The sequence below is a fragment of the Firmicutes bacterium HGW-Firmicutes-1 genome, from assembly GCA_002841625.1.
Taxonomy (GTDB): domain Bacteria; phylum Bacillota; class Clostridia; order Lachnospirales; family Vallitaleaceae; genus HGW-1.
The window spans coordinates 15,009-40,834 of record PHAG01000006.1 but is presented as its reverse complement, the minus strand read 5'-3'; the positions used below and the strand labels follow the sequence as shown (position 1 = coordinate 40,834).

Sequence of the window (25,826 nt, the reverse complement as noted above, 5' to 3'; positions counted from 1 at the left end):
AGGACATTTCTAGTGGTTAAACCCCCTAAAAATGTCCCTAAATGAGCTAAAAGAGTAGTTCTTTTACGATTATTAGCTTATCACCCTTACCAATGATATCATCCTCTAAGCTATTTGCCTTCTTAATGTTCTGTATAGTAGTTCTATACTTTTTGGCTATATCCCATAAACTTTCCTTATCCTTCACAATGTACCCTACTATTCCCGGGATATTTTGAAATGCCTTCATATCAATCGTTTTTTCATCAATTGCAGTAATAATATCAACTGAATTTTCTTCAAAAACAATGGTATTCATTTGCACAGTGCTCTTGATTTCGATTTCTTTTCCACCTACCATTGTACAACCGATATAATTTACCGAAGGAGTAATATTCACTACACTGGAAGATTTTAATCCTTTTATATCTATTTGGTGTTCAAAAGGTACTGGTATTTCGAAAATATTAATCGGCATATGGTCATCAGCTGCAATATACATAATCTTGCAAAATAAAACACCTTCAATGTTAATTTTTTCATCTGCAAGCATCATGTTTTCTATTGCACAGTTTCCACTTGCATAATAAATTTGAAGGATTTCCTTTGAAATATCATCTATTAAAACGGTTTCCTTAATATTGGTTTGGCTTTGATTTTTACATAGAAGTTTTTGATACGCAATTGGTTCTTTTTTAATCATAAGATCTTTTTCTAAGGAATATACATCTCCTAAAACATTCGATTGTTCCTCATCGTATACTTTAATATCTACTCTAGTATCCACTTCAACACTGAGTACTCTCTCTTCTCCATCTAAATCTGGTCTAATTAGAATTTTATCATCAACTATTTTCATTTGAACGTCATTAATCATATTTTCTTTACTTCCAGGACAGTCTAAAAGACCATTAAAAGTAAGGTCATGTTCAACAAATTCAATATTATTTTCAGAGGCTTCCGAAGCATATAGTGTTGCAAGGTGTATGGTACCTTTCAAATTAAGCTTTCCATCAACCAATCTAAAATCTCTATTTTGAATTGTTGTTTCATGCCATAGAACTTCCATCATATTTGGTTTTCCCGAAGGAATTGCAACTTCATCCTTAATTTTATAGCTATCTTTTCTTGATTCCTTAAGTTGACATGCAACTACTTGATTTATCTTTTTCTCAACATCCTTACTGCCTTCAATATCTGAGGTTATATAAACCTCTTTCTTTTCATGAACATCCATTTTAAGTTGAGATATAGATTTGACATTTACCTTTCTAGAATTCAACATATGAACTACCAAATCTTCAACATTACTTGAAATATTAATATGATCCCTTGCACTCAACCCATCCGCATTAATTGTCTCCTCAAAAGGAAAAACAACCTCCAAGCTATGTATTGGTTTCTTATCGTTAAGAGGTATATAAAGAATGTTAACCTTTAAATCTCCCTGCAATATGATTCTATCTTGCAATAATTCTTCTTTAACAATAGAAACTTGAGCATTGGTTTGCAATATTCTATCCATGTCAGGCTTAATATCTGGAACATTAACATCCTCATCGAAAGTCATTTGCAGCATTTGATTTCCCTTAGGCTTAAGTAAATCCATTTTCTGTTCTCTTAAATTTAGCGACATAACCTTCCTCCTATTCTACATACTATTTTCTCTTATAGTATATTAAATCAGTGGAAGGATTTATGCCAAATAGACAAGAAAATCGGCTGTGCAACTTATGTTGCCTGTTGCCAGGGTGGGTGGAGTGGTGGATAGAGCTATGAAAATTGCAGAAAAAACCGCCTAAACAGTTATAAGGACATTTGAACATATTCATTACTACACAACTCGATTACTCTGCCCTCTCGTTTTCGTATCAGAGAGCCACCCATAGCTCATCAAAAAATTGCTTGCATATATTGTGGATGTTTGTTGTTGTATCCGTTGTCATTGGTATATCGATTCATTTTTTGATAAACAATCACAATTAAACATTAAAAATTGCAAATTATATACTTTTAAGTTATAATATTTATAATAAATTACATTCAAAAGTATTGGAGGGATTAAGATGAAAAGAGTTTGTTTTGCATTAATGCTACTTGTTACTTTAGTTATGACGTTTGTTGCTTGTTCTGGCAACACTGCAGGCGATAAAACCGCAGCAACAAATGGAGAAGTCACAGGAATGGTTTTTTTTGATGAAAATGATAATGGTGAATTGGACAGTGGTGAAAATGGTCTTGCTAATGTTAAAGTTATAATTGACACAATATCTGCACTAACAGATGCTTCAGGAAAATATGCTATTACTGTTTCTGAAGATGAACTTGAATTATTGGTAGATGAATCTACAATTGGTGCAGAATATACTCTATCAACCAACAATAGTACTCAAACAATTCAATTAATTGAAAATAAAGGGACCGCAGATCCTATTGGATATGCTCTAAAACCGGCTGAGAGTGATATTACAATAGGTGAAATACTTACTGATACAAAAAGATATGATAATTATTATTTCGAATTAATTATTACTGATACTGCTAATTCGGACTTTTCTATGAAACTTTGGTTTATGAATGGTAGTTATAAATCAGATAGCCTAGGTATAACTACTTTTGTCAACCAATCGAAAGGGATTATGGGTGTATATACTCAAGCAAATAATCAAGTCGTTATAACGCCAATTTTAGAATATGAAGAATTAGTAACACCATTTACTTATATGAATGAATTAGATAGGGAAACATTTGATAAGGTATATTATAAAGGCAAAGAAGATTTAGATGGAAAATCAGTATTGGTTTTTGAAAATACAACACCTACACAAGAGATGAAAATATATATTTGGGAAGATACAGGCATCATAATAAAGCTTGATATTAATTCAGGACCACAAAAAAGAATTGTTTATTTTAAAGATTTGACTTTAGGGAATGTTATTGAAGCGGATATCACCTATCCTGCTGGTTCAATCGTAATGGACTTGAGTTCTGTAAGTCAGTAACAGGTAGCATGAAATAATCGACAGCACTATCCATATGGGTTGTAAAAAAGGTTCAACAATAATTGATGGTTGAACCTTTTTTTGGTACACCCAGAATGGGCGGAATCTAACGGGTGAAAGTTTGCTTACGATATAGCTTTACCACCGTCTCCACATGGGTTGAGTGTCTTTCCTTATCAAAACCCAGATTCTTAAATAATGAGAATTTTACCCTCGTCAGAGAAACTGAGAAGAAGTTTACTGAAGCGATGACACTCTTTATAGAAATCATCTTCAATAAATTTTTCAATTTTATCCTTGGAACAATTAATGACATCATTTATAAAAAATCCTATGATCGAAGCTTCAATTATACTATGTTGTAGTTCTGTTACCGCAATATACTCTATATTTTTTTGATGTGCTAATTTTATTTGATTATCAATATTTGCGATTTCAGATTTTAAGATTGTTATTTTACGCAAATTTTCGTATTTGGAAAGTTCTTTGCAATTAAGAGAATCAGAAGAAAACTTAATAATTAGATTATGTCCACGCTGAGAAATCTCTTCAGCAATAGCAACAATTTGTCCCTCAAGTGTAGTAGAATGACCATATTCAGGGTATAGCTGCTCTAAATCACAAAATAAAGTGTTCTCTAAATCCTGTGGTAATACGGTAGTTTTAGTTAAGTTAACGTTTAAATTCAGACCTTTAGCGATTGCTCTTGAAATCTGCGTAACTTCTAATATATGTTTCATTCTAGTTCTAATATAATCGTCATTGGTACAATTAATCGTTTCTGATTTATTAATTAGCACTTTATTTGTCTTTGCATATAGGTTTTCATAATCACATTGAAATTCATTTGTGTTTTCTAGAATTTTCATGCTTTTATTCATAATAATTCTCCACCTCTCATAATTGTATCTAGCACATCTAGCTTATTATATTGCAGTATAGCTTATCACTGATATTGCAATTGTTTGTCTTACAGTTTCGAAACCGAATACAAGCTTTGCTTGCTCATCGGTGAAATTATAATAATAAATCCCTAAAAAATCTGGGGGTGATTTATTAGGGATTTATGTAGGGAGGCCATAAATGTATGATTTATATTCAAAAAGCTTTATTTTCAGTTAAAGCTTTATAATCTTTTATCATTTAAGCGTTTGATAAGGTTGATTTCGTTATTATATTCTTAACATTTTTCCCAACCTTTTATTTTGTATAGATTAAGCTTATATCAATTGAACTAATTTGTCAACCTATATTTCAATAAATTTTAATAATATTTTTTCTATTAATTATTCATATTATTTGTACACATATTATTTGTACGCATCACAAGGATTTGCGACTATTCAGTACCCTTGCAATAACTACAGTCGCTTCAGCCCTTGTAATTTCTTTTTCTGGACTGAGTTTACCCTCACTACCAATTATTATCTCTTTTTCTCTTACAAAGGCGATTGCTTTCAATTCTACTTCATCTAACTCAGTAACATCAGTATATATTTCTTTTATTTCCGATAATATTTTAGCATCAGGCTCAACTTGTCCATATATTCTATGTATAATTAGACTTACATCTTGTCTTAAGATCGGTCTTTCAAAATCTGTTTCAGATAATACATCAGCCCAATCCGTATCTATAATAAGGCCTTTTTGTATTGCATATATAATATATGGAACATACCATTCACCCTCCTGATTTGCAACCAAAGGCGAGTCGGTCTCTACTGTTACTATCATTTTAATAAACTCAGCTTTCGAAATATTTTCAGAGGGTCTGAACGCCATATCGCTATAACCGGATATTATTTCTACTTCTGTCATTGTTTCAATGGTATCGCAAAACCAATCATCTATGTATACATCATTATAATAGTTAGAAGCAGTTCTTTTGGGTGCTGTTGGTTTAACTGTTACCGCTTGTAACCCTAAGGATTTCCATCTTGTTTCAAACAACGCCTTAGAATAATATTCTTCTTGTCCCGTATAAGGGTCATTGACAATTACATAATTATTTGTATATCCGATTAAAAGTAAGGTATGCTCCTCGCCAGGCCATTGAAAAGCACTCCCATCATTAAGTTTCCATTTTGTTGTCAATCTCATAGGTAGCATATTTATCGTTGCCCATACCATAACTGGCCTTCCCGAATCAATTACTTCAAATAAATCTTCCATTGTTTTTCCCGTTAAGTTTTCAGCTCTTGTTGGAAAACAAGAATTTACAATTGATAAAATAGGTTGATGAAAAACGCCATAACTGTTCGAGTCATAAGGACTCCCTACAAATACTTTCTTAGGGTCAGCACCATAAGTTAAACCATTCACTGTATATGGTTTTGGGCCTTTTGGTATCATATCTGCTACTTGTTCTTTTGTTAAATTCTTACCAAAAAAGTTAAGTAGCATTGTAAGCGATGTTGCTTCACATCCTGTAGGTAAATTTGGTCTTTGAGAAATAGGTGGTATGTCCTCTATCTTTACAACTAATTCAATAGCAATAACAGGAATACCCGTAGCACTTAATAGCAGACTCAATGTTAGCAAAAATACGATTGCGATGTTAACCTTTACATACTTCATAACGTAGTCCTCCTTTAAAGATTTAGAATAACGAAACTTCCAAATATGCGAATTAAAATAAGACATAGCATATTTATCAATGTAAAATGCCATGAATATAATGATTTTATTTGTACCAAACACAGATTGAACCTCTGAAAAAGTTGGAATATATTATGATTTTAAGAACAATATGGATTTGATTAGGAAACAAGTTTTCGGTAACCTTCTAGGTAACACTAGAAAAAATGAGTTGTTTATTAGAATTGATGATTTAAGTGAATTGATTATAGACAGTACTACATTTGATAACGTAGGCTCAAGTGATCTATCCAAGGGAGGGATCCTTATAAATCCCAAGAACCATGGATTTAAAAAGTGAGTTTTATAATTAATTAAACTGTAACCTAGACAACCTTTTCTATTTCTTCTTCTATTACTATTTCTAGTTCTATATCATTTCTCAAATGGTCAATAGTGTATGTTTCTCTATTACCTTTCTTTGGCAATGATTCCATAAACTTCACAATATCTTCCCCATCAAGACTTTCTAAATACTCAATAATGATTGAAAGCCTTTCGTATTCAGATATTGAAAACAATACAGCATCAGGTTGATTGTTTTTTAAAATAAAAATCTTACCAAAGCTTTCTGCCTTATCTCTACATGATTTGTAATTCTTTATCATTTCAGAATTTGAAACAATCGCTCTTGTTGAAATAATCATTGATTTATTCACGCCCTTTTATTTTAGTGTATGTTCATCATATTCTCTTTGCAATTATTTGTCAACTTATTTTTAGTATTATTTTTCTAATTATAATTCAATTTATTTTTAGAATATTTTAATTCCTGTTTTTTCATTAAATAATTCAATAATTTTATCTTGAAATATTTTGAAAAGATGAAAGACTATGATATAATAGTTTTTGATATTGAATTCGTATTCTGCGAAATATAACTCTAATTATTTTTTAGAATATGTATGGATAAAATGTTATAACTGATATAAGGTAGCTTATATCAAATAAATAAATGGAGATAATTCAAATGAATATTTCAACAAGAGCAATCGTCTCAAACTCTGAAATGATAAAGAACTACAAATCATGCAGGGAGAAAGCAGAAAGCTTCGGGAAGATTTTTGTTTTAAAAAACAATCAACCAGATGCTGTATTATTTTCAATTTCCGAATACGAAAGGCTTTCAATCTTCATAGAGTACTTGGAAAGCCTTGAAGGGAAAGATATCAATAAGTTTATGGAATCTTTGCCAAAGGAAGGAAATCGAGAAACGTACTCTATTGACCATTTGAGAAATGATATAAAGTAAAAAGAGTATCTCTGCAATGATATGGAATTAGAAAGGATATAGCGATGAAATTATGTGTTCAACAAAAAATATTTTCATGGAACGATAAGTTTGCTGTTAAAGATGAACATGGAACGGATAAATATTTTGTAGAAGGTGAATTTTTTTCTTGGGGCAAAAAGCTCCACGTATTTGACACCTCAGGCAATGAAGTTGCCTTCATTCAACAAAAGGTATTTAGCTTTTTACCTAAGTTCTTCGTCTTTGTAAATGGCGAACAAGTAGCTGAAATCGTAAAGGAATTTACCATCCTACGTCCACGTTATTCTATTGGGGGTCTTGAATGGGAAATTAACGGTGACATTTGGTCTCATAATTATGAGGTACTGGAATCAGGCCGAAATGTAGTGAACATAAAAAAGGAATGGTTTACATGGGGAGACTGCTATGTATTGGATCTTGCTGATAACACAAACGATGTAGTGGCGCTTGCGGTTGTTCTTGCCATTGACTGTGTTATGGCACAAGCAGGATCCTCCGCTTCCACTAATAGTTAACCCCAGCCCTATAATGGTCTCCACATGTGTGGAGACGTGGATAGAGCAATAAATTTATTGTTCTATTCTTCATCTCGATGCTCCTTCGTTTTCATCTCCATATTCATAGAATCGATTTCTAGCTTATTCACACAGGCTGCAAAACCGAGGATTTTATCCTAAGTTCTGCAGCCTATTATTGTTGCCTTTTATTCAGGTTTAGCTTCTATAAAAGTAATCCAACCTTTCTTAGCCAGATATCGGAAGAAAGTAACCACTCTTCTTAAGGATTCTTCCATCGTATCTTTGTTGTCCTTATTGATTAATTTTGAAATTTCAAATATAGTTTTTTTCCCATCCACAGTTATCCATGTAATGGAGGACAATTCATCAAAAGTTAAATCATGAGCAGGTGATTTTTTAACCAGCCAACCTGCAAATCTTCTGATAGGATCTTTTATATGAAAATACAACTTGACTCTGCCCTCTATAATTTCCCAGTCCTTGTATTTGATCACAGGTACATAGAGTGCAAAATTGTATTTATCCTTAACAGTATGTACAATCATCCTTATTTCACTTCCTTATTTTTCTTGATCGCAAACATATATACCCAAACGCCTATGACAGTGAACATAATAAAGGATAACAAACTACTTTCTGCGAGAGTTGGAAACAGTTTGGCTCCAATTCCTATTTTCACTTCGAGCACGGCAAAGACAGCAATTAATATTCCAATCAGCGCATCCCCTGCAACAAGTCCTGATGCAAGAAGTACCCCGCGATCAACAGAACCTGTTTTTCTCTTTTCATCATCTTTGAATTTTTTCTCAACGAGACTTCTTACAAGTCCACCGATGAGCACCGGTGTGCTGAGGGATATGGGCAAATAAATCCCCAACGCAACGGGGAGTATTGGAATTTTAACCATCCAACAAAATGCTGCAATAGCAGCTCCAACAATAACGAGCGTCCAAGGAATCTGCGCCGTCATTATCCCTTCAACAATCAATCTCATTAAGGAGGCCTGTGGCGCAGCAACTTCTGCTGATCCGATTTCATAAGCTTTATCCAGCAAAAGCACAACGCCCCCAGCTGATAACGAAGCGATCGCTAGTGCTACAAACATTCCGATCTGAACACTTTTGGGATTTCCGCCTATTATGAAAGTGGTCTTTAAGCTTTGAGCAGTTCCACCGGCTACAGCAATCGCTACACAGACAACACCAGCAATTAGTAGTGCAGTTTTGATACCTTCATCACCCGTTACTCCTGTAATCTTGAGCAATGAGGCTACAACCAACAAAGTTGCTATGGTCATGCCGGAAACCGGATTACTGGAAGCACCAATTATCCCGACCATTCTTGCAGATACCACTGCAAAAAAGAAGGAAAATACAACTGCAGAGATACCACCCAAGAGTCCTCCTCCGATTGCAGGAATCAGCCAGGTTGCGAAAAATCCAAATACAGCCGCGCCAATTACCCAAATCAAAGGAGCTTCCATATTCGTTCTTTCAACTTTACCACCTTTTTTGCTCCCCATTCCTTTAAGCGCCTGCTTAAAACTTCCAATGATTGTAGGAAGCGATGTGATCAATGAAATTATTCCACCCGCTGCAACAGCACCGGTTCCGATATATCTAATGTAGTTTGACCAAATCTCTCCAGCTGACATCTCTGAAATGATAGTACTTGCTGGGAATATCGGAACTGTAAGGCCATCACCCATAAACTTGATGATGGGGATCAAAGCAAACCATGCAATGACTCCACCACCAAACATCAGCGCTGAAACCTTGGTTCCGATGATGAAACCAACACCCAAAAGTGATGCGAGGGCGTCAACCCCGATCTGAGTTCCTTGGTAACGTGTGAAGGTATAAGATGCTGATTCTGGCCATAATTTCAGTCCTCCTGAGAGAAATTTATAGACTCCACCTACACCAATTCCTGTTAAAACTGTTTTGAACCCACTTCCACCAACACTGCCCGCAACAAGAACTTCAGCTGCAGCCATGCCTTCAGGAAATATAAGTGTACCATGTTCTTCGACAACTAGGAATCTTCTAAGGGGTGTAATGAAGAAGACGCCCATGACTCCACCTACCACAGTTACAATTGCAACTTGAATTATGGACAGTCCAAATCCTAAAAGAATCAGGGCTGGAAGCACGAATATAATACCGCCCGCTATGGATTCCCCCATTGCTGCAAGGGATGCAATCATATTGGCTTCAAGGATACTGTTTCTTTTAAAAACAGCTTTTAAGAGTCCTGTTGCAAGGATAGCACCCGGTATACCCGCTGAAATAGTCATACCCACTTTAAGACCTAGATAAGTGTTTGCTGCTGCAAATAAGCAAGCAAAGAGTATCCCGATTATAATGGAATAACCAGTTGTTTCAGGCATAACTTCCGTTGTTGGGATAAAAGGAATGTAGTTCTCTCCTTTTATTCCGCCATAAGCATTGCTTGAAAGATCTTTATTCATTTGACTCATCGTTTTTTGCTCCTCTTTTTAAATTTTAGAATTCCGTTCAAGTTACTTCAAATTTTCAAGTAACGTTGTCAAAAATGTATAAGTTCTTTCTATTGAAGAGATACTCATATGTTCTCCAGGCGTATGTACATCAAAAAGATTTGGACCAAAGCTGATCATATCAGTCCCTTGTAGTAATTTCTTCAATAGCCCGCATTCAAGTCCTGCATGAATAGCGCTAATTTCCGGTTCTTTTTTGTAAAGGCCTTTGTAGGTCTCTATGGCTATTTTTCTTATTTTGGAGTCTTCTTCATATTGCCATTCAGGATAATCACCTGTATTATTGACCACCCCACCCGTAAGACCTGCTAATGTTGCTAGGGTTTGTGTTATTTCTGCCTTCTTACTTTTGCGTGAACTTCTTACAGCATGTGTGAATACGATCTTTCCGGCAATATCTTCTAAGACGCCTAAGTTCAAACTGCTTTCAACAAGACCTTTGATATCACTACTCATTCTTTGAATTCCATCAGGAACAGTCATCATATATCCAATGATTTTCTTGCTACTATTTGTAGTCATCATCTGATCACCTGAAGCTTTTTTAATGCTTACCTTGATTTTGGGGTCTTCCACTCTGTTTTCAGCCTTGAAAATGGTGTCCATCTCCTTTATGATTTCAGAGACCTGCACCTTATTCTCCTCCGGAAACGCTATCGTTGCATAGGCTTCTCTTGAAATCGCATTGTGTTTCGCTCCGCCTTTCATCGTAACCAGCTTTATTTCAACTTCCACATTGAGTCTGTTAAGGACTCTTCCTAAAAGTTTGATGGCATTTCCTCTTTGTTTGATGATCTCCATTCCCGAATGTCCTCCCTGTAAATCTGTTACAGAAACCTCCATAACGATTCCAGACAGATCTTGGTACTTGGGACTGAAGGTGACAGTAGACGTCAGCCCCCCTGCACAACTCACAATAAAAATGCCTTCTTCTTCTGTATCAATATTCAGCAACGTCTTTCCGGATAAGTTCTCTGCGGACAAGGCGGCGGCACCAAACATACCCGTTTCCTCATCCGTGGTGATGAGTAGTTCTAGCGGCGGATGTTTTAATTTTTTTGCATCCAAAATTGCCAATCCGTAAGCAACTGCTATACCGTTGTCTCCTCCTAAAGTGGTATCTGTTGCATAAATAAAATCATCAACTATTCTTAGTTTTAAAGGATCCTTCGAAAAATCATGGGTACTGGTACTGGTTTTTTCACCGACCATGTCCATATGTCCCTGAATAATTACAGGTTCTAATTTCTCGTAACCCTTTGTTCCATTCTTTTTAATAATCACGTTTAGTGCTTTATCTTGAAAGACTTCTAGACCGCGTTCTTTTGCAAAATTCACTAGGTAATCACTTACCTGTTGTTCATTTCCAGAAGTTCTCGGAATAGCGGTCAATTCTTCGAAAAATCCAAAGACCTCTTTATGTGAAAGTTTATACAATATGTTCATTAAAATGCTCCTTTCTACCCATGTGTTTGTCACATCTATACATGTATCCTAGTCCTAAACAGCGGTATTGTCAATGCAATTACTGTGTATTAAATGCTTTTTTCAGAATATTATGCATTTTAATGGCACAATTTCAGTTTTTTAGTCGTGATTTATATTGGGGGTAATTGTTTTTATCTTATTGTTGTACTAAAAAGAACAACTTTCTACTTTTGGTCCTGTAACCCTATTGGGTATACAAGAAAATCGGCTGCGACGAGTTAAAATTCTCGTTACCTTCCTGCCGCTTTTCCAATTGCTTATGCAGAACTTTCCTAGTCAACAAGAAGAACGGCTATGTCGCGTTTTTCGCAAAGCAAACTTCGGTTCTATAGGAAAATTTCATTGACGCACAATGTGAATGTTTTTCACATTATGCCAAAATAATATAGCTTTCCTATAAAGCAAAAAAGATCCACTAACCTATTCGATTAGTAGACCTTTTATGCATTAAATTTCATGTTCTTGTATCCTGAAATGCCTGTCACAGATTGAATCATCAATCGATAAAAAATGGTTTTTTCAAGCTCTTCTACCGAGGTGATATTGAGACCTTCCTTTTGTTCTTGCAACCATCCCTTGGGCCATGGGTTACTAATTGAAAAACGATTTTTTTGTACCAGGAATTGGTACAATACAAGGTTTTTGTGCTAATAGCCATGCAAGTGCAAGCTGTGCCGGCGTTACATCTTTTTTTTGTGCATATTCTCTAACTGCATTTGCCAGAGCCTGATTCGCTTCCAAATTATGCGGGTCATTGAAACGAGGAATAGAAAGCCGTATATCGTTTTTTTCAAAAAAGACATCCTGTGTAATAGCACCAGTTAAAAATCCTTTTCCAAGGCGACTAAAGGGTACCAGCCCAATATTTAATTCTTCCAATACAACAAGCATTTCTTCTTCTGGTTTGCGATACCACATGGAATACTCACTTTGCAGTGCAGTTAACGGGAATACTGTATGTGCACGACGCACTGTCTTAACACCTGCCTCTGAAAGCCCCCAGTGAAGAATCTTGCCTTCCTCTGCAAGTTCTTTCACAGTTCCCGCAACTTCCTCGATTGGCACATTAGGGTCTATTCCATGCTGATAATACAAATCAATGTAATCTGTACGTAAACGTTTCAAAGAACCTTCTACTGCCTTTCTTATGGTCTCAGGACGGCTATCGGTTCCTAACACCCTGCCGTCACGTATATCCCACCCGAACTTTGTAGCTAAGACAACTTGTTTTCTATATGGTTCCAGCGCCTCACCTACCAATTCTTCATTGGCATATAAGCCATAAAGTTCTGATGTATCAAAAAAATTCTCTCCTAATTCTACTGCCTGACCTAAAAAACGAATCATCTCGCTTTTCTCAGGAAACGGGGGATAGCCCTGGCTCATTCCCATACATCCCAGGCCAATAGCAGATACTTCCTTTTCCATGTTTCCAAGTTTCCTATATTTCATTTTTTCACCATTGTATACCGAAGGCAACCTACGATACTGCCACTTCTAATAGTCTGAATAACTTCAAACTGAGGCTCCTCTCATTCGATATTGTTACACCAGAACGATTCTGATGACCCTCTTGTTTTACAAAAATTATATAAATACAAGCCTATTAGCATTGAAGGACATGATGTAAAGCTATTCCTCGATTAATTGATAGTAATACCTAAAAAGAAAGCTACGTTCTAATTATGCTTAGATCGTAACTTTCTTTTTATTATCTCCCCTACTCCACATCCCGACAACAATTCAAACTTCAAACTGTCCAACTGCCTATTATCTCTAAAACCATCACTATCGATATCAAAGGGCAATGACCTTTAAACCCTAAACAACACTATACTTTATTTAACAAATCGCCTATAAAGTAGTACCAACACAACGACGATAATTACTAACACAATGACAGCCATAATTGTAACCGTACTGTTTCCTAACATAATAACAACTCCCTTCTTTATTAACTATACCTACATGGACATTTTGATGTTTATTTTCGCTTTCCTTAAGTATCGTCGACAAAAGCCCAGCCTTATTATGAACTTAATATTTTATAATAGCAATCTAGTAATCCACCTGTAATATAATCGTCATATTTTAAACTTCAAATTTCTACTATATTTGTACATTTAAATTACTATAGCAAATATTTAAGCTCCTATTTTACTATCAGCTAAATCAACAAATTCCTATATCTAATAAATTTAGTGTTATTAAAAAAAAATATCGAATGAGCTCTAACAATAATCCTAATAAAAGACTTATCGATAAAAAAGAGTACAAAAAAACCAAGAATTTAAAACTTCTTGGCCATTAGGCTACTATTCTGGGAACAACGTTAGCTCAACATTATTAGTTATGATATCCGTATAACTGTATGAGACTGTTCTATATGTGTCTTGATATTCATTTTGTACCTTCACAATAAATATACTTGGGTAGGTACTCTGAAGAACACCTTCTTTGATTACAACTCTTTTTCTTCCTTTGTTAGCTTTAATCAATACCTTGCTACCAATGTATTTATCTACTTGCTTCCTAACCAGTGAAATTTCTTCCTTTGCAATCATGCAGCCACCTCATTTCTTTAATAGTATAACACTTCCTCCTGAAGAAGTCAATAAATTTCAAGATTATATCAAAAAAACCACGACTTGTCAATATGTTTTTATAAACCATTAGATATAAAAATAGCCCTGCCTCTAATATCCCCTTTAAAAACACATCCGAACTCCCTACTATCCTTACTAATTTCTCTATGATCACCTAGTACAAAGTAGGCATCCTTTGGAACAAATAAATCGATATTTGCATGAGTAGGACTCGAGGTATATTGTTCTTGTAGTACTTTACCATTAATTGACACAAGCCCATCCTTAATAACAACATGCTCGCCTTCTATTCCTATTACTCTTTTTACTATTTTCTGTTTCTTCTCGCCTTCCTTAATGTACATAATGATTATGTCACCATATTTACAAGGTTCCAAATAGACACTAAGTTTAGAGACTAGGATAATTTCTCCGCTAGATAGGGTTTTCTCCATTGAATTTCCACTTACATGTATGGGCCACATGACATAATAAAGTATGAATACCAATATTACAGCACTACAAAAAGCGTAAATCCATTCCTTAAGTATTCTATCCATTTTTTTCATTTTTATTCCTCAGCTTAAATCTATATAGTCTTTTCATTATTTTAACATCTAACTGCTATATAAACAAGAAGCCCCACAAAAAGTGGGGTGTCATCAATACCTATTTATAACAAACTGGCAAGTCTTGGTTTTCTGTTTTTATCACTATATACGGATATGTGAGTACCGTTACTGCTAAATCCTTTTCAGATGGTCCAATTAACGTTGCTTTGATTACTATGTATTCCTGTGCTTGATAAAGATCTGTTACCTGAATACTGTAACCTCCAGTAGGTTGTTCGCCATAACCGATTGCAATATACATTGACTCTCCGTCGGTGTAGCTAAATTTAAAAGGAGCTTCTTTTTCGGCTTCGATTTTTGTTGCTACGATTTCGGGTAATTGACTGCTTTCTAATACTGTATATTGTAGATCTTTTACCTTTTCTATATTGTCATCTTTGGTATCCTTACATGCTGAAAAAATTGTTACTGTCATAAGTAGGACTCCTATTAATAAAAACTTTAACTTCATTTTTCACCCTTATGCAATTCTTTATATATCTTTATGAAGAGGGGCGTTGATTTATGTCTGTGTGTATAAAAGTACTGCCTCAAAAGAATAAAATTCTTGTGAGGCAGCTCATGTCAATGTTACAAAACCTGCGCATTCGCTACGGTTTTGTACCGAATGCAAGCTTCGATTGCACATCGGTTAAATTTTATTTAGCTATTTCTTCAATCTTTGTCATCATAGCTTTGGTGAAGCTCTCCATCTTAGCATCTGCATCTTCCATTGAGCTTCCTTTTACACCAAAGTAGAACTTAACCTTAGGCTCAGTGCCTGAAGGTCTAATACAGAGCCATGACTCATCTTCTAGATCGAAGTAGAGAACATTAGACTTAGGTAGCCCTGTAGGTCTTACTTGTCCTGTTAATAAATTCTTAATTTGATCATGCTCGTAATCTCTTGCTTCAACCACTTTAACACCATTTAACTCCGTTGGAGGTGTTGTTCTTAAGGTGGTCAGAATATGTTCAATTTTCTCGATACCTTCAATACCTTTTAAGGTTAGAGATTCTAGTGATTCCTTGTAGTAACCGTATTTCTCATAAAGTGCTACTAAAGCTTCGTAAAGAGTAATTCCCTTAGATTTGTAAAACGCTGCAAGTTCACAAACACCCATAGTTGCAACTACTGCGTCCTTGTCCCTAGCATGGGTTCCGATCAGGCAACCGTAGCTTTCTTCAAAGCCGAAAAGATATTCATACTCTCCACTTTCTTCGTACTCTTTAATTTTTTCACCAATGTATTTAAAACCTGTAAGCGTCTCAACCATTGCAACATCAAAATGCTTTGCTATAGCCCCAACCATATTCGTTGACACAATGGTTTCAACGACAATACCATTTTTAGGCAATTGACCTTTTTCTTGTTTGCGACTTAGAATATAGTCTAAAAGTAAAACTCCAACCATATTACCTGTGAGAGGCACGAATGCTCCTTCAGCATTTTTAGCAAGTACTCCCAGACGGTCTGCATCAGGATCTGTTGCTAAAATAACATCTGCATTTTTTTCTTTACCTAGTTTAATTGCAAGCTCAAAGGCTTTAATATCTTCAGGATTTGGGTAGCTTACCGTTGGGAAATTTCCGTCTGGTAGCTCTTGTTCCTTAACAACTTCAACTTTAGTGAATCCAATTTCTTTTAAGATCGTTCTAACAGGAATATTTCCTGTACCATGCAACGGCGTGTAAACAATGGTGAAATCGTCAGCCTCTTTTTTAATGACCTCTTGGTCAATGACAAGTTTCTTTAACTCGGCAATATATAAATCGTCTATCTCTTTACCAATTACTTGATAAAGTCCCTCTGCCATTGCTTTTTCCTTGTCCATCGTTTTTACAGTTGCATAATCTTCAACCTTAGATACCTCTGTAATGATGTCTTCGTCCTTTGGTGAAGTGACTTGGGCCCCATCCTCCCAATAAACCTTATATCCATTGTATTCAGGCGGATTATGGCTTGCAGTAACAACAATACCTGCAATACAACCTAATTGTCTAACTGCAAAGGAAAGTACAGGAGTAGGCCTTAAAGACTCAAATACATAGGCTTTTATTCCATTTGCTGCAAGCACGAGTGCTGCTTCATCTGCAAATTCTGGAGACATTCTTCTAGAATCGTAAGCAATCGCTACCCCTTGCTTCTTCGCTTTGTCTCCTTCTTGACTAATATAATTTGCTAAGCCTTGTGTTGCTTTTCTAACCGTATAAATGTTCATTCTATTGCTACCTGCGCCTAAAATACCTCTTAAGCCACCTGTACCAAATTCTAAATCCTTATAAAATCTTTCCTGAATCTCTTTGTCATTACCTTTAATTCCCTTTAATTCTTCCTTCGTTGCTTCATCAAAATAAGTGCTTTGTAACCATCCTTCATAATGCTTCATGTAATCCATACTATTACCCTCCTTCTGTAGATTTATTGTTATGGTGTTTCTGTTTGTGTTGGCATCGGTATCAATTCAGGGAAAACAAAATTAGCATCTTGGCCATTGTCCTCAACTTGAATGGAGTGCATTTTCGAATAATAACCATCCTTTCGAATTGTTACCGTATGCGCTCCGGGATCAATAGGCGCTTCCACAGGGATTATTCCAATGTAATTGTCATCAATATACATAGAACATCCTACTGGACTATTTACTTTAATATATTGAGCCTTTTTATTCATATTAATTTCTACTGGCATAAAAGCTTGATTTACCACCAGCTTACTCTCCCAAGGAACATAATTGGCCTTTTCAATTCTTAGATTATAAGTTCCAAATTCTAAGTTTATTGGTTTTGAAAAATCTTTATATTGTACATTATTAATAAATAACTGGACATCTCCTGGCGTTATAGTAAAGCTAACCATACCTGCGGTTGGTTGAGCAGAGCCTATATCTATAATTACCTCTTTGTCTTCTTCAACAATTACTTCTGTAACAAACGAAACCATTCCTTCTTTTGCTACAACAATATTTTGCACACCCATAAGTACTGTTACTTTGGTATCCTTCTTTATATCCTCAGTTTTCTTTCCAATTTCAATAGTTCCACCTATGAACTTTTCATGATTCTTTAACACTATAAAACCGTGACCCTTTTCCAAGGTAATTGACCAAATTGTATCTTTGTAACCTTTTACAGTCACTAAATCTACAGGATCAAGCTTATCTATGTCCATAATTTTACCAGCGAAGGTTGTAACTAAATCATCCGTATATTTATATATATCATTTCCGATTTGAATTGTTTTGTTTTCTTTATCGTAAATCAAATCTTGAATATTCTTCTTTTCCCATGTCTGGCCTGTTATTTGAATCATTTCAGGTCGGAGTGACTTACTATCATATTTTGCTTCTATAATGTCACCTGTCTTTAGCTGTGCAAAAGCCAATAGCGTTCCATATACATCCTTAATGTCTACTGCACCATCTACTTTAAGAACAACTTGTTTTCCTTGCTGAATATCTAAAACAGTGAGCTCTTTTTTTTCAGTATCTACTTCTTTAATAAGTGCTAAAGTTCTTAGAAAATCTGCGCCTTCTGCTGATTCAACTTCTGTCTCAAGGGTTTCATCTGGCTTATCCTTATTTTTTTTAATCGTTTTATCTTTAATTGCAAAAGAAATGATGCTTACTAAAATCAAAATACATATTAATCCTAATCCTCCAACAATGGACATTTTTGTTACTATATCCATTTTTTTACTTTTCTTTTCCATTCATATCACCTATCCCTTTTAATGTGTTCAATTATCCTTTAACTCTGAATAGCTTTCATTTGCAATTTGATAATTCCTTATTAATAACTCTGTCATTTTTAAGCTTACTTTATTCTTTATATTATAATCAGTATTTCTCTCCTTTGCAAGTTTATCTAGGTAATCTGGAATCTTATTCATTTCTTCTAGGCAAAATTGTGCTGTTTCCTTATCATTCCTTTTCATTGCTTCTTGAAACCATTCTAACAGAATATCACTGTATACTTCAACATGTTTTATGTTTAATGGATTTAAGTTCATAGTCTTCTTAGCATAAAAAGTTGCATGTTCATAATCCTTTGTACTATAGACATAATCCCTCTCATAGACCACTGCTTCTAATGCATATTTGTTTTGCTCCGTTATTTCATGACTCAATAAAAACCCTTCATAAGTTATACCATCACCCTGTAATAGGTATTTCATTTTTGCTTCTGTATAATATGGATATAGCTCAGAAGCTCTTTCATACTGTTCATAGTAATTTAATGCGGTTGCACAAAAGAGATAAAGACAAATACTCGTTAAGGCTATTGCACAAAGCACTGGTATTCTCCACATTTTAGAAAATGTAATGATCTGATTTTCCTGAATACCTATTATAATAATCAAAATAATAAATACCACTGGAAACTCAAAATCAAAATCGATTAAACCATGTCCAACGATTGTAATGAAAATCAATTTAAGATGTCCGTCCATTTTATTAAAAACTAAATTGCTTATAAAATAAATACTAACCAAAATCGCACCAATAATACCTATATCTAGTGCATATTGAAGTATATTGGAATGAACATATTTTACAAAATAATTTGAACCCGTTTGATAAGTACGTTGAACGAAAGAATAACCGTCATATCCGATTCCAAAAGGAAATTTTTTAATGATATGATAAGCATCCTTGTAATAAATCAACCGAGTTAACCATTCACTTGAATGTAATGCAGACTCAGAAACTCTTGTACTAACTTCATTTAATCCGAACCCTTTCACAAAAGTACAACCAATTACAATTCCTGATAATAAAGATGTGCCCTGTTTCACTCTATTCTCTTTATCTAGAAACCAAGCAATCGCAACAACCACTGCACCGATCAGCAAAATACCTCTACTAAAGGTTAAAATGACCGCAATAATCAAAAGCACACTGCCCCATATTTCTAGTAGTTTTTTTTCTTTTTTTCTAATAATTAGAATCAGTGCTACGATGCAAAAAAGACCATAGGTATTGGCATATTGAAATACACCACCCAATCGATTATCTTGAATCAACAATCGTTCTAATGGAGTGAAAAAATATGCGATCACACCTAATAACGCAGTAATAATAGCCGAATATATGATTGAATTCAATAGCCTCTCTCTAAAGCTCTGGGTATATAATTGTGTGTAGAGTAAAAAAAACACAGTATATGTGAATACCTTAAACGCACCAATGAGTGCCATACCTTTGTCTATACCATAAAGAGCCGCTATAAAATATAATAACGGCAACATCAAAAGCACCATACTGTTTATGCTTTTTTCTATCTTTATACCTTTTTTAAGCACAAGACATCCAATTAGTAGCACTAAAAATATGACCGTAAACCCAATTGCTTCATGACAAAAATAAAGCCCTTGGAAAAAAGGCAATATAAATAAGCAATTTATAAATATTTTTCTTATAGTGTCCATGTTCATACTCTTTCCTATCCGAAATATTTTTATAACTAACAAAAATAGATTTTTTATTAGTTATACTTTCCATCTACAAACATATTCTTCCAAAATATCAACTGCAATGAACAAAACAAATCCTAACAAGCTGATTGTGATAACACCTAGATACATACTGATATAATCCATTCTTGACCATGTATCTAGTATATAGTAACCAATACCATAATGGGTACCATAGGCTTCTGCAAAAAATAATATAGAAAGTGCTGTTCCAACTGACAATCTTAAATTCGTCAATAATTCTGGCAATACTGCTGGCAGTGTCACGTGAATGAAGATTTGACGCTTAGAAGGCCCTAGGCTACGAATCAGGTGATAAGTATCCTGTGGAATATTAAGTATTGCATCTCTAGTAGAAACAATTACCTGAAAGATAACAATAAGAACAATCAAGGTAATCTTGGAACTGTCTCCCAAACCAAATAGAAGCATAATAATGGGCAGGAAAACTGTTTTTGGAATTGGATAAGTAAAGTATATGAGAGGGCTTAAAAACTTATTCCACACTCTAGAATATGCCATTAACAAACCTATACCAATTCCAAATATCAAAGAAATGCTCAAACCACTAATCACTCTATAAAGACTTGCTAAAATATGTTGATATATCTTATCTGTATATAGTAGATTCATATTTTGATAAACCATTAGAGGCGTTGGCAATACACGTAAGCTCAGAAGCCTTGCCAAAAAATACCATAATAGATTAATGATGATAAATCCCTGCATAAATGTCAAAAGTTTTCTTTTTGATCTCATCTTTTCCATCCTCGCTTTACAATACCTCTAATATACGAGGATAACTCTAGATAGCTTGTACCCCCACCTAGTAAGTTACGAACTTCTTCCATTCGGTTAAAAAGCGGATTATCGATGACTTCAACAATAGTCCCTGGACAGTGAGACATGATAATAATTTTTTTTCCTATGAAGATGGCTTCCTCAATACTATGGGTCACAAATACCGTAGTCACTTTATACTGATTCCAAACATCGATAAAGAGCTCCCCCGCTTCTTCTCTTGTTAGAGAATCGAGGGCAGAAAATGGCTCATCCATCAGCAACAAGTCAGGATTCATAATAAAAGCCCTTGCAATCGCAACCCTCTGCCTCTGTCCACCACTTAATTCATTTGGGTATCGATGCTTTAAGGTATGTATATCTAATCGATGCATGATAGAATCGACACGTTCCTTAACCTGTTGATCCATAGCTACCCCTTTTATTTTAAGAGACAACCTACAGTTTTTCTCAACATTTTTCCAGGGTAGCAATCCAAAGTTCTGAGGAATGAACCCAATTGTACATTTGTTCGCCTCGAGACGTTCTCCATTAAGCTGTACTTGTCCATCAAAATCATGAATAATACCACCTAGTACATGGAGCAATGTGGATTTCCCACAGCCAGATGGCCCAATGATGGCATAAATTTCACCCTTTTCCAAGTTAATAGTCATTGGACCTAATGCATTCACACGTTGATGATTTGAGGTATAGGCAACCTTTAGTTGGTCAATCTCTAACATTTTGTCACCCTCTTCTTAGTTCATAATTAAATCCTTAGGGGTTAATGTTTTTTTACTAAGCCCATAAGCTTCAACCCAATCGATTGCACTTTGTAGTGCATCTTCTGTTGGAAGACCACTTTTATTCAACTTAGGAAAAACAACTTTCCCTTTCATATCTTGCGGGTAACCTACTGCACGAATTACAGTGTCCTCATACTCAGAAATAGGCGTAACATTCGCATACTCTATAGCCTCATCATAGGCTTTGAAGAAAAGATTGATTTCGTCTTGTTTTCCAGCTATAGCTTCCCCCGTAAAGGCGATGACACTTGGTCGCAATCCAATCTCACTTGCTTTTTCAAGAAGCACGCCTCCATCCTTTAAGGCCAAGGTTGCAAATGGCTCAGGAAGTAACGCTAAATCGACCTTATGATTGCTAAGCATTTCCACTCTAGTTGGAATAGCCGGAACGACTGATTTAACAACTAATGTAGCATCAATATTATGACTCTCAAGCATCTTGTCTAAGGTATATTCTATAACTGTTTTTTCGGATATGGCAACGCTTCTTCCCACCACATCTTCCATCGTCTTAATTCCCGAATTCTTAGCTGCAATGAGTGAAAAGTTACAATCCGTATAGCTTGCAATTTTAATATCGAAGCCTGCATTTTGATAAAGACAAATTGCTACTTGGTCACCGACGATCCCGTCTAAGCCTCCTGATTGTAACGCTGCATCCCTATCTTTTGCACTTTTAAAGACTTCATATTTTACGATAACCTTATGCTTTTCAAAATAGCCTTTTTCTTCTGCTAATACAAAAGGTGTCGCATCTTCCGAAGACATTAGTCCAATTGTTAGCGTTTTTCCAGCTTCATTGTTCATTGTATCGCTTGTTGTTTTAGCGCAAGCGGCTAAAGATATCATCAACACTGCCACCATAATCATCATTACTATTTTTTTCATTATACATTTCCCCATTTCTTAAACATATTATTTTCAATTGATAAATAATCTAAAATCTTTCCTATAACAAAATCGACTAAATCCTGAACTGTTTCTGGATGGTGATAAAAACCAGGCATAGCAGGTATAAGTGTCACGCCTAATCTTGATAATTTCAACATATTTTCTAAATGTATCGCATTTAAAGGCGTTTCTCTAGGTACAAGAATCAATTTTCTGTTTTCCTTCAAAGCAACATCTGCTGCTCTAGTTAATAGATTTTTTGCATAGCCTTGACTGATTTCTGCCAGTGTACCCATAGAACATGGGAGAATGATAACAGCATCATAAGGATATGAACCACTGGCAACTCCAGAGAACATATCCTCGATATCCTCTAAGTGTATAGATGCATATTTTTCCTTTAAGCTCCCAATCCAAGCTACTAGATCCGTGCCTGTTTCGTATTGCATAACTTTTTTACCATTGTCTGTACAAATTACATGGAGCTCATAGCCCATTTCCAGCAATACCTCAACCATGCGCTTTCCATAAATACTCCCACTAGCGCCTGTAATACCTATCACTATTTTTTTCATTGAATGCATCCTCCTATTTGGTTACAACAGCGCATCTACAACACCCATGATCAAAAACACCACACTTATCATTTGATTGATGCTATAGGAAGCAATTTTTACATGGGTTAAATTATCTGGTGAAACCAATCTATGCTCAAGAATAAACAAAGCTGTTATAATAATCAAACCTACATAATAAATAACGCTAAGCTCTTCACTCAACAAGCCAACCATCACCAAACATATTAAGGCAATTGCATGAAAAAAACCAGCAATACGCAAGCCATTTTTTACACCAAATTTTACTGGTATGGAATGAAGTTTATTTTCAGTATCAAACTTATAATCTTGAGAGCCATAGATAACGTCAAAGCCTGCAACCCATAATGTATTAGCAGCCCCCATCACTAGAGCAATCCAAGAAAAACTTCCTGTAACCGCTATCCAAGCACCAACTGGTGCTGCGGCAGAAGTAATTCCAAGGATTAAATGACAAAGATACGTGAACCTTTTCGTATAGGAATAGCTAATCAATAAAAAAAGCGCAATGGGTGATAGCAATAAACACAACGTGTTAAGCATTGCTGCAGCAAAAACCATAATTAAAAAGCATATAGATGAAAAAACAATAACCTCTTGTTTCTTCATTACGCCTTGGGGGACTTGACGAGTTGCTGTTCTAGGATTCCTCTTGTCAATTTCTGCATCTATTACCCTATTAAGAGCATTTGCACCAGTTCTTGCACCCATAAACGCTATCAGTATCCAGAATATGGTAGCTAGAGGAAGTTTACCCCTACTTGCAAGTAGCATCGAAATAAGGGCAAAGGACAGCGAAAAAATCGTATGAGAAAACATGACAAGTGTCCCGTAGTCTTTAACCTTCTTGAAAAACCTCTGCAACCATTTATTCAAACCCATACTCAGCCCACTTTCTAGACACAAGAGCTTTTATATCCTCAGACATCTCAATATCGTCTGGCCACTCTCGGCTATGCCCTTCACTGGTCCATTTTTTTGTAGCATCAACGCCTACTCTATGTCCATAGTGAGGTAGCACAGAAGCGTGATCAAGGGCATCTAAAGGTCCTTCCGAAATCACAAGATCTCTTTTCGCATCAATATTATTAAAGACTTTCCAAGCAACAGTACTCAAATCACTTGGTTTAATATTTTCATCCACTACAATGATCATTTTTGTATACATCATTTGTCCCATACCCCAAAGCGCATTCATCACTTTTCTGGCATGCCCAGGATATCGTTTTTTTATTGAAACAATTACACAATTATGAAATACACCTTCTAAGGGAAAGTTGATATCTACAATTTCAGGAAGTTGCATTTTAATAAGTGGCAGAAAAATCCGTTCAGTAGCCTTGCCCATATAACAATCCTCCATAGGTGGTTTACCTACGATCGTCGTTGGATAGACAGGATTTTTCTTGTGCGTTATGCAGGTTACATGAAAAACAGGATAATAATCTGCAAGAGAATAATAACCTGTATGGTCTCCGAAAGGCCCTTCTAAGCGCAGATCTTCTTCCACATCCACATAGCCTTCTAAAATAAATTCTGCATCTGCAGGTACATAAATATCGTTCGTAATTGACTTAACGAGCTTCACTGGTAGTTTCCTTAAAAAGCCTGCAAACATCATCTCATCAATCATACTTGGAAGAGGTGCGGTAGCTGCATAAGTGATTGCTGGATCGCAGCCAAGTGCAACCGAAACAGGCATTCTACCTCCAAGTGCTTTATAATGCTCATATATTTCTCGTCCATCCTTATGCATGTGCCAATGCATGCCTGTACTGTTTTTATCAAAGACTTGCAATCGATACATACCCACATTTTGTATGCCACTTATAGGGTCTTTGGTGAAAACGAGTGGTAACGTAATAAATCTACCTGCATCACCTGGCCAGCATTTTAAAACAGGGAGCTTGAACAGATCAGGTTCATGTTCAATGATTTGTTGGCACGCTCCTTTTATAGGCAATTTTATTGGAAATATAGACGCCATTCTAGTTAATCTTGGTACAGATTTAAACTTATTCATAAGTCCAAGATAATTTGTCATATCGATGAATTCATCTATATCTTGTCCGATATCATCCAATTTTTCAACACCCAACGCCATACTCATTCTTTCATAAGTTCCCATGGCATTGATTAGCACCGGGAAATCCGAACCTTTAACCCGTTCAAAAAGCAATGCTGGACCATAGTTCTTAGAGACTCGGTCAGTAATTTCAGTGATTTCCAGCTCAGGATCTACTTCTGCTTTTATTCTTTTTAACAATTCTTTTCCTTCTAGCTGTTCTATAAATTCTTGCAAATCTTTATATGCCATTATAGACTCCTAATCTTGATTAACCATTATTTTCCTTACTGTTTCTCTAAAAAAGTATATCACTAATTCTTGTATACCGTCAATATTATGCTCACTATACGGATTCGTTTAAATCAAATCCAATAGCATACTCCTTCTATTTATACTTAGATTCTACGTCAATAATTCAAAAAATGCACTCAAAACCATAATACATATGCGTTCCTTCAAAATTCAACTTTCACCCATTAGGTGAAATAAAAAAGTTTAAAAAAATGTTTAATCATAAGGATTTAACATATAATATGTGGTAAAATAAAAATATTTTGAAAAAAGAGTCCCGAAAATTATTTTTTTACACGTA

Annotated in this window: 23 protein-coding genes; 3 read left to right on the top strand and 20 right to left on the bottom strand. The window is 35.2% G+C overall.

Going from position 1 to position 25,826, the window contains the following annotated elements:
- Window positions 1-46: 46 nt before the first annotated feature.
- A complete protein-coding gene (locus CVU84_07825) occupies window positions 47-1,615 on the bottom strand; it encodes a hypothetical protein (protein ID PKM94824.1) in 1,569 nt (522 codons plus the stop codon).
- Window positions 1,616-2,045: 430 nt separating this feature from the next.
- On the opposite strand from CVU84_07825, the gene CVU84_07820 reads away from it, so the two are divergent.
- Complete coding sequence (locus CVU84_07820; protein ID PKM94823.1) at window positions 2,046-2,984, top strand: hypothetical protein; 939 nt, start codon at window positions 2,046-2,048, stop codon at window positions 2,982-2,984.
- 191 nt (window positions 2,985-3,175) lie between these two features.
- Here CVU84_07820 and CVU84_07815 read toward each other — a convergent pair whose 3' ends face one another.
- From CVU84_07815 to CVU84_07805, 3 genes are all read right to left on the bottom strand, one after another.
- Complete coding sequence (locus CVU84_07815; GenBank protein PKM94822.1) at window positions 3,176-3,865, bottom strand: hypothetical protein; 690 nt, start codon at window positions 3,863-3,865, stop codon at window positions 3,176-3,178.
- A gap of 442 nt (window positions 3,866-4,307) precedes the next feature.
- Window positions 4,308-5,684, bottom strand: coding sequence for a hypothetical protein (locus tag CVU84_07810; protein ID PKM94821.1), 1,377 nt, complete (start codon window positions 5,682-5,684; stop codon window positions 4,308-4,310).
- A gap of 263 nt (window positions 5,685-5,947) precedes the next feature.
- Window positions 5,948-6,268: a hypothetical protein gene (locus CVU84_07805; GenBank protein ID PKM94820.1), complete on the bottom strand. Its 321-nt coding sequence runs from the start codon at window positions 6,266-6,268 to the stop codon at window positions 5,948-5,950.
- 323 nt (window positions 6,269-6,591) lie between these two features.
- Here CVU84_07805 and CVU84_07800 point away from each other — a divergent pair, with 323 nt between their 5' ends.
- Complete coding sequence (locus tag CVU84_07800) at window positions 6,592-6,873, top strand: hypothetical protein (GenBank protein ID PKM94819.1); 282 nt, start codon at window positions 6,592-6,594, stop codon at window positions 6,871-6,873.
- Between the two features lie 44 nt (window positions 6,874-6,917).
- Window positions 6,918-7,409 carry a hypothetical protein gene (locus tag CVU84_07795; protein PKM94818.1) on the top strand — a complete coding sequence of 164 codons (492 nt, stop codon included), beginning with the start codon at window positions 6,918-6,920 and terminating at the stop codon, window positions 7,407-7,409.
- A 188-nt stretch (window positions 7,410-7,597) separates the two neighbouring features.
- On the opposite strand, the gene CVU84_07790 is transcribed toward CVU84_07795, so the two are convergent.
- The 16 genes from CVU84_07790 to CVU84_07715 all read right to left on the bottom strand — a co-directional run bounded on the left by CVU84_07790 (window position 7,598) and on the right by CVU84_07715 (window position 25,483).
- Complete coding sequence (locus CVU84_07790; GenBank protein ID PKM94817.1) at window positions 7,598-7,957, bottom strand: PqqD family protein; 360 nt, start codon at window positions 7,955-7,957, stop codon at window positions 7,598-7,600.
- Window positions 7,958-7,959: 2 nt separating this feature from the next.
- On the bottom strand, window positions 7,960-9,891 hold the full coding sequence (locus tag CVU84_07785; protein ID PKM94816.1) for an oligopeptide transporter, OPT family: 1,932 nt from the start codon (window positions 9,889-9,891) through the stop codon (window positions 7,960-7,962).
- A 42-nt stretch (window positions 9,892-9,933) separates the two neighbouring features.
- Window positions 9,934-11,376, bottom strand: coding sequence for an aminoacyl-histidine dipeptidase (locus CVU84_07780; protein PKM94815.1), 1,443 nt, complete (start codon window positions 11,374-11,376; stop codon window positions 9,934-9,936).
- 633 nt (window positions 11,377-12,009) lie between these two features.
- A complete protein-coding gene (locus CVU84_07775; GenBank protein ID PKM94814.1) occupies window positions 12,010-12,870 on the bottom strand; it encodes an aldo/keto reductase in 861 nt (286 codons plus the stop codon).
- 863 nt (window positions 12,871-13,733) lie between these two features.
- Window positions 13,734-13,982, bottom strand: coding sequence for a Veg protein (locus CVU84_07770; protein PKM94813.1), 249 nt, complete (start codon window positions 13,980-13,982; stop codon window positions 13,734-13,736).
- Between the two features lie 98 nt (window positions 13,983-14,080).
- Window positions 14,081-14,572: a signal peptidase I gene (lepB, locus tag CVU84_07765; protein ID PKM94812.1), complete on the bottom strand. Its 492-nt coding sequence runs from the start codon at window positions 14,570-14,572 to the stop codon at window positions 14,081-14,083.
- Between the two features lie 100 nt (window positions 14,573-14,672).
- Window positions 14,673-15,086, bottom strand: coding sequence for a hypothetical protein (locus tag CVU84_07760; GenBank protein ID PKM94811.1), 414 nt, complete (start codon window positions 15,084-15,086; stop codon window positions 14,673-14,675).
- A 187-nt stretch (window positions 15,087-15,273) separates the two neighbouring features.
- A complete protein-coding gene (locus tag CVU84_07755; GenBank protein PKM94810.1) occupies window positions 15,274-17,013 on the bottom strand; it encodes a phosphoglucomutase in 1,740 nt (579 codons plus the stop codon).
- A gap of 29 nt (window positions 17,014-17,042) precedes the next feature.
- A complete protein-coding gene (locus CVU84_07750; protein PKM94809.1) occupies window positions 17,043-18,326 on the bottom strand; it encodes a hypothetical protein in 1,284 nt (427 codons plus the stop codon).
- Between the two features lie 27 nt (window positions 18,327-18,353).
- Window positions 18,354-20,051, bottom strand: a complete 1,698-nt coding sequence (locus CVU84_07745; GenBank protein PKM94808.1) for a hypothetical protein — start codon at window positions 20,049-20,051, stop codon at window positions 18,354-18,356.
- Between the two features lie 54 nt (window positions 20,052-20,105).
- Complete coding sequence (locus CVU84_07740; GenBank protein ID PKM94807.1) at window positions 20,106-20,849, bottom strand: ABC transporter permease; 744 nt, start codon at window positions 20,847-20,849, stop codon at window positions 20,106-20,108.
- Entirely contained in the window at window positions 20,846-21,616 is a 771-nt protein-coding gene (locus CVU84_07735) for a nitrate/sulfonate/bicarbonate ABC transporter ATP-binding protein (protein ID PKM94806.1), read from the bottom strand. The genes CVU84_07740 and CVU84_07735 overlap by 4 nt, the downstream gene beginning before the upstream one ends.
- Before the next feature lie 15 nt (window positions 21,617-21,631).
- On the bottom strand, window positions 21,632-22,582 hold the full coding sequence (locus CVU84_07730) for a metal ABC transporter substrate-binding protein (GenBank protein PKM94805.1): 951 nt from the start codon (window positions 22,580-22,582) through the stop codon (window positions 21,632-21,634).
- Complete coding sequence (locus CVU84_07725; protein PKM94804.1) at window positions 22,567-23,145, bottom strand: aromatic acid decarboxylase; 579 nt, start codon at window positions 23,143-23,145, stop codon at window positions 22,567-22,569. Before CVU84_07725 ends, CVU84_07730 begins: the two co-directional genes overlap by 16 nt.
- 21 nt (window positions 23,146-23,166) lie before the next feature.
- Window positions 23,167-24,048, bottom strand: a complete 882-nt coding sequence (locus CVU84_07720) for a 4-hydroxybenzoate octaprenyltransferase (GenBank protein PKM94803.1) — start codon at window positions 24,046-24,048, stop codon at window positions 23,167-23,169.
- Window positions 24,035-25,483: a menaquinone biosynthesis decarboxylase gene (locus CVU84_07715; protein PKM94802.1), complete on the bottom strand. Its 1,449-nt coding sequence runs from the start codon at window positions 25,481-25,483 to the stop codon at window positions 24,035-24,037. Before CVU84_07715 ends, CVU84_07720 begins: the two co-directional genes overlap by 14 nt.
- Window positions 25,484-25,826 lie beyond the last annotated feature (343 nt).

Coding starts and splice junctions, on each gene's coding strand:
- CVU84_07825 (PKM94824.1), bottom strand. CDS start 1,615: ATGTCGCTAAATTTAAGAGAACAGAAAATGGATTTACTTAAGCCTAAG.
- CVU84_07820 (PKM94823.1), top strand. CDS start 2,046: ATGAAAAGAGTTTGTTTTGCATTAATGCTACTTGTTACTTTAGTTATG.
- CVU84_07815 (PKM94822.1), bottom strand. CDS start 3,865: ATGAATAAAAGCATGAAAATTCTAGAAAACACAAATGAATTTCAATGT.
- CVU84_07805 (PKM94820.1), bottom strand. CDS start 6,268: ATGATTATTTCAACAAGAGCGATTGTTTCAAATTCTGAAATGATAAAG.
- CVU84_07800 (PKM94819.1), top strand. CDS start 6,592: ATGAATATTTCAACAAGAGCAATCGTCTCAAACTCTGAAATGATAAAG.
- CVU84_07795 (PKM94818.1), top strand. CDS start 6,918: ATGAAATTATGTGTTCAACAAAAAATATTTTCATGGAACGATAAGTTT.
- CVU84_07790 (PKM94817.1), bottom strand. CDS start 7,957: ATGATTGTACATACTGTTAAGGATAAATACAATTTTGCACTCTATGTA.
- CVU84_07785 (PKM94816.1), bottom strand. CDS start 9,891: ATGAGTCAAATGAATAAAGATCTTTCAAGCAATGCTTATGGCGGAATA.
- CVU84_07780 (PKM94815.1), bottom strand. CDS start 11,376: ATGAACATATTGTATAAACTTTCACATAAAGAGGTCTTTGGATTTTTC.
- CVU84_07775 (PKM94814.1), bottom strand. CDS start 12,870: ATGAAATATAGGAAACTTGGAAACATGGAAAAGGAAGTATCTGCTATT.
- CVU84_07770 (PKM94813.1), bottom strand. CDS start 13,982: ATGATTGCAAAGGAAGAAATTTCACTGGTTAGGAAGCAAGTAGATAAA.
- lepB (PKM94812.1), bottom strand. CDS start 14,572: ATGAAAAAAATGGATAGAATACTTAAGGAATGGATTTACGCTTTTTGT.
- CVU84_07760 (PKM94811.1), bottom strand. CDS start 15,086: ATGAAGTTAAAGTTTTTATTAATAGGAGTCCTACTTATGACAGTAACA.
- CVU84_07755 (PKM94810.1), bottom strand. CDS start 17,013: ATGGATTACATGAAGCATTATGAAGGATGGTTACAAAGCACTTATTTT.
- CVU84_07750 (PKM94809.1), bottom strand. CDS start 18,326: ATGGAAAAGAAAAGTAAAAAAATGGATATAGTAACAAAAATGTCCATT.
- CVU84_07745 (PKM94808.1), bottom strand. CDS start 20,051: ATGAACATGGACACTATAAGAAAAATATTTATAAATTGCTTATTTATA.
- CVU84_07740 (PKM94807.1), bottom strand. CDS start 20,849: ATGAGATCAAAAAGAAAACTTTTGACATTTATGCAGGGATTTATCATC.
- CVU84_07735 (PKM94806.1), bottom strand. CDS start 21,616: ATGTTAGAGATTGACCAACTAAAGGTTGCCTATACCTCAAATCATCAA.
- CVU84_07730 (PKM94805.1), bottom strand. CDS start 22,582: ATGGGGAAATGTATAATGAAAAAAATAGTAATGATGATTATGGTGGCA.
- CVU84_07725 (PKM94804.1), bottom strand. CDS start 23,145: ATGAAAAAAATAGTGATAGGTATTACAGGCGCTAGTGGGAGTATTTAT.
- CVU84_07720 (PKM94803.1), bottom strand. CDS start 24,048: ATGGGTTTGAATAAATGGTTGCAGAGGTTTTTCAAGAAGGTTAAAGAC.
- CVU84_07715 (PKM94802.1), bottom strand. CDS start 25,483: ATGGCATATAAAGATTTGCAAGAATTTATAGAACAGCTAGAAGGAAAA.